Below are 3855 nucleotides of genomic sequence, written 5' to 3' on the forward strand. Positions count from 1 at the left end.
ACGGAGATATCCGCGCCATCTGGCGCGCGCTCAGGAGAAACAGGCTGCTCATCTTCAAGGCCTCCCAATCAGAAGCCTCTTGTGAATCACGCCTCAATCAAATTTAATAGGTCCTGAGCCTAGCATTCTAAGGCGAGGCGATTCTTGGATGAACTGCGAAATTCGCTCGCATCCAATAATAACGCATCGCTTTATTCCCGGAATCGCCTCGACGGCGGCGCGAATGGTCTCGTCGTTGGTTCCCGTAAGCTGCATATTCGTGAACAGAATATAATTGTCGGCTAGCCCACGATCGGCAAGGCGTGCTGCTTTGGCGAGTTCGTCCTTTAGGTCCGGCAGATTCAGCGTTCGATTCGGCTTGTAAGAAAATTTGCATTGCGCGGCAAAGTTGCCTTCAAGCGCTTCGCCCCTTTTGGGAACCCACACTCCATAAAACGCTCCGTCGCGGCCGCCGTCGTGCGAGTCATAAAAACCCTGCACAACCTGACCCCAAACTTCGCCTGCGACGGATACGCACAATTGCTGAAACGCTTTCCATCCCAGCGAATGGAGTTCATACGTTGGATGGCTGGCTTGCACCGAACTCATTACACATCAGTCATGATCAGTGCTCGCTGTCGTTGAGAGGGTGAAGTGCGTGGTTCTCAGCGTTGCGGGCGCGGGCCTTCAGAAAACGAAAGGCGCTCATCAGTCAAGCAGTTAATTTATAGAGCTACCCTCAGCTGGTGCAGGTCACCCCACTTCGCTCGACCATCTCTCCGAGCGAAACGCCAGCGCGATCGCTTCGGCGCGGGCGGTTTGGCGCGCTTCGTCTGAGCCGGTCGCCGCAACCTCGGCGCAGGCCGCAAGTGCAATCTCCAGCAGCGCCGCCTTAGGATAGGCCACGTCCTCGCGACCCTCGTGGGCGCCAAAATCGCAGGCGCAGACGATCATCAGCTCGCGGAAGCGCTCGGGCGCGTCAAAAGCCCCGATCCGCTCCAGCATCAGCGCCACCGGCCCGGCGCGCATTTTTGAAACGCGATGCACGCGCTCGCATTCGGAAAGCGCCAGCAGCGCGAGATCGCGGCAGTCTTCCGGCGCGCCAAAGCGCGCGCATATTTCCTCGATCCGCGGGCGTCCGCGCTCGACATGTTTGTAATGCACGGGAAGATGTTCGCGCGGCGAATCCGACTTGCCGACATTCATCGCGAGCAGCGCGAAGCGGACGGGAAGCGTCGCGTCGCGCTTCGCCGCCGCGTCGAGCGATCTCATCAGATGTTGGCCGAGATCGACCTCATCCTGCCCGTCGGAAATCTGCGGCACGCCGAAGAGCGCCGCGACTTCGGGGAGGACCTCGACGAGCGCGCCGCATCCGCGCAGGGTCTTGATCATCTTCGACGGCGCCGGGCTCATCAGGCCGCGCATCAGCTCCGGCCACATTTGCGCCGGCTGGACGTCGACGAGATGGCCGGCCTCGACCTGTTCGAAGAGGAGATCGAGCGTCTCCTCGTCCGGATCGTCGACGCTCTGGGCGATCAGCGCCGCCATGCGCAGCACGGCGAGGCCGGGATCGGTCTGTCCGAAGTCGAAGGTGGGAGAGGGGGCCATTGTGGAAGCGACGCTCAGAAGGTTGCGCCGGACATGCAAAGCCCTTGCCGGGCGTCGACATTCGCGGCGTTAAATTGGTGCGAAGGCCAAAGGAGCGGTGGCGCGCGACGGCCCCCTGCGGCAGTAAATTCTCACCAATGGAGTTATTCAAATGCTTCTCGAAAAATCACTTCTGCGCGTCGCAAAGGGCACTGGGGCGCCGGTTAATTTCACCGGCAAATGGAAGAATGAGCTCGGCTCCGTCGCCACGATCGCTCAGAAGGGCGACGTGATTTCGGGCAAATATGTGAGCGCGGTGAGCGAGGGCGGAACGTCGACGACCGGCGTTCTCGGCGGCTTCGTCGACGGCGGTCTGATCTCCTTCGTCGTGCATTGGGATGATTTCCAGGCGATCACCGCCTGGGTCGGCCAGCTCGACCCGAAGGCTCCGACGCAGACGATCAATACGCTATGGCAGATGACCTCGCAGGTGCCGCCCGGCGAGGAATGGGCGTCGATCAACGCCGGCGCCGATGTTTTCGTGCGCATCGCATAATCACCCGCGCCGCACGGGCGTCGCCGGAGCGTCGAGCTTGGCGACCCACGCCGGCCTATGGGGCGTCTTGGGGCCGCCGCTCGACGGGCCGCATTCTGCGCGAGAGCCGTTCCGGCCGATGAGCCGGCGCGGGCGTCAGTTGTTGCAGGGATAGCAGCCGTGGCCGTGGCGCCCGGCGTGATAGGTCGGATGGGGCGGCGGAATCGCGACGCAGCGCCGATAGGGACGCGACGGCGCCGACTGCCACCAGCAATGTTCATAAGGCGCGCCCGTGCTTTCGCCGGACCCCGCCGAAATGAACGGAAAATAGGGACTGGCCTCTGCGGCGCTGGCGAAACCGGCGACGATCGCGGCGATCGATAGCAGATAGTAGATTTTCGGCATCTGAATATCTCCCTTCGTTTGAGTGCGATGAGGGAGAGATGAATCGCTTCGCGACACGATCAAGAGCGCGCTGCGGTCGCGAAACGGCGCCGCAACAGACGAGAAATCATCTGAAATCTCGTTGGTTGCGGTCGAGGCCGACAGCGCTGACGACGCGCAGCGCTGCGCAGGGCGTTGTGAATGAAGCGCCGGCTCATTTAGCCGGCGCTTATCATTATCCGTCGGGCGCAATGTCAGGATTGTAGTCAGGGGTGCGACCCCCATAGCCGTAGTAGCCCAAAGCGCGCGGTGCAATCGGCACGCATAGACGGTAGGGACGCGAGGGCCCCGACTGCCACCAGCAGCGTTCGAACGGCGCGCCGGTGCTTTCCCAAGAGGCGAACGGATAATAGGGGCTGGCCTGTGCGGCGCCGGCGAATAAGACGGCGACCGCGGCTGTCGACAGCAGCAGTGTGAATTTAGACATGAGGACATCTCCCCAACGCAGGATGCGTTGTGGAGAATACTATGTTCCGACACCGGACGGTATCAAGAGTCTATGACACTTAAATGACGATTTTGACATCGACGAGAAATCCGGAGATGAATCGAAATAATTCCGCTTAGATAGACGAGCGATCAGCCATAGCGGGCGAGGCCCGGCGCGCTTAGGCGACGCGGGTCCGAGCGACAGGGATCGGGCTGCGACCAGGCGGCGCGCCGCGGTCGATCAGTCGCTTGATCTCAAAGGCTGATAGGGCGTTTCGCTCGAAAGGCCGAGTGCCGCTTTTTCCAGCCGCCCAATCTAGCGACCGGGCTTCGCCGGCGCGTCGGGCGTGGCGACGCTGGCGGCGCGGCGTCGGTTCTCGGCCGCCGCCGCTTCGAGCCCGGCGCCCATGGCGCGGAGATCAGCGGCGGTCTTGCGCTTGGGGTCCTTCTGAGGCTTTGGGTCGAAGGGTCGATAGTTCATCTGCTCGGGCCGCGATTCGCGAACGAAATCGGCCGCTTGCCGGGGCGGGGCGCGCAATCCAGTGGCGTCGAACAGCCGGCCGATGAATTCGCCGCCGCTCGAGGGCGCCTCCTGCGCCAGGGCGGCGCGGGCGGAGAGGGCAAAAATGAGCGCCATGGCGATGCGTGCGAAGGTCATCCCGGGAGAAGGGCACAAAAATGCGGCGCCAGTAGGTCGGCGTCCAATTTGGAGCGCGCTCCCCGCGAAAAGCCGGCTTCCGCTTTTTCGCAGCGCGCTCTAGAGGGTGTTATGTACTTTCGGGAGGGATGGGTTTAATGGAATCGGATGGTTCCGATTCGCAAGCCTTATCCGTCTGATATCAGTGATGAAGAATGGTCGTTGGTTGCGCCGTATCTGACGC

General features: G+C 62.0%; 6 protein-coding genes. 1 reads left to right on the forward strand and 5 read right to left on the reverse strand.

Annotation, left to right across the window (positions count from 1 at the left end; genetic code table 11):
• Positions 1-93: 93 nt before the first annotated feature.
• Positions 94-588, reverse strand: a complete 495-nt coding sequence (locus AB7I51_RS17770; RefSeq protein WP_428405617.1) for a hypothetical protein — start codon at positions 586-588, stop codon at positions 94-96.
• A gap of 144 nt (positions 589-732) precedes the next feature.
• Positions 733-1587, reverse strand: a complete 855-nt coding sequence (locus tag AB7I51_RS17775; protein ID WP_428405616.1) for a tRNA nucleotidyltransferase — start codon at positions 1585-1587, stop codon at positions 733-735.
• Between the two features lie 151 nt (positions 1588-1738).
• On the opposite strand from AB7I51_RS17775, the gene AB7I51_RS17780 reads away from it, so the two are divergent.
• Positions 1739-2122 (forward strand): avidin/streptavidin family protein, encoded by a 384-nt coding sequence (locus tag AB7I51_RS17780; RefSeq protein WP_428405615.1) that lies wholly within the window; start codon positions 1739-1741, stop codon positions 2120-2122.
• Between the two features lie 135 nt (positions 2123-2257).
• On the opposite strand, the gene AB7I51_RS17785 is transcribed toward AB7I51_RS17780, so the two are convergent.
• The 3 genes from AB7I51_RS17785 to AB7I51_RS17795 all read right to left on the reverse strand — a co-directional run bounded on the left by AB7I51_RS17785 (position 2258) and on the right by AB7I51_RS17795 (position 3611).
• Complete coding sequence (locus AB7I51_RS17785; protein ID WP_428405614.1) at positions 2258-2506, reverse strand: hypothetical protein; 249 nt, start codon at positions 2504-2506, stop codon at positions 2258-2260.
• Positions 2507-2720: 214 nt separating this feature from the next.
• Positions 2721-2972 (reverse strand): hypothetical protein, encoded by a 252-nt coding sequence (locus tag AB7I51_RS17790; protein ID WP_428405613.1) that lies wholly within the window; start codon positions 2970-2972, stop codon positions 2721-2723.
• Positions 2973-3290: 318 nt separating this feature from the next.
• A complete protein-coding gene (locus AB7I51_RS17795; protein ID WP_428405612.1) occupies positions 3291-3611 on the reverse strand; it encodes a hypothetical protein in 321 nt (106 codons plus the stop codon).
• Between the last annotated feature and the right edge of the window lie 244 nt (positions 3612-3855).

This window comes from Methylocystis sp., assembly GCF_050246715.1.
GTDB lineage: Bacteria > Pseudomonadota > Alphaproteobacteria > Rhizobiales > Beijerinckiaceae > Methylocystis.